At 61.4% G+C, this 311-nt stretch carries 1 protein-coding gene; it reads left to right on the top strand.

The window, feature by feature from the left end:
* A partial coding sequence (locus P0G09_RS17680) for a substrate-binding domain-containing protein (protein ID WP_275253324.1) occupies window positions 1-311 on the top strand: 311 nt, incomplete at both ends.

The following is a 311-nucleotide window of genomic DNA, read 5'->3' as shown; positions in this document are numbered from 1 at the left end:
CAACGACCCCACCGGTTCCGGCGCAGGCATCACCAGTGCTACCTATAAGACCCTGGACATCGGCCTGTCCTCTCGTGCCCTGAAGGACGACGAGAAGGCAGACGTGGATGGCACCACCATCGCTCTGGACGGCATCGCCATCATCGTCAACAACGCAAGCAAGGTCGAGGACCTGACCGTTGACCAGCTCAAACCGATGTTCACCGGCGAGATCACCAACTGGTCTGAGGTTGGCGGCGACGACGGCGAGATCGTTCTGATCGGCCGTGAGGCTGGCTCCGGCTCCCGTGATGGCTTTGAGAGCATCGTGG

This window comes from Faecalibacterium sp. DFI.5.82 (assembly GCF_029076575.1).
GTDB lineage: Bacteria > Bacillota > Clostridia > Oscillospirales > Ruminococcaceae > Faecalibacterium > Faecalibacterium duncaniae.
Note: the sequence above shows the minus strand (reverse complement) of the source record. Positions and strands in the feature narration are given on the sequence as shown.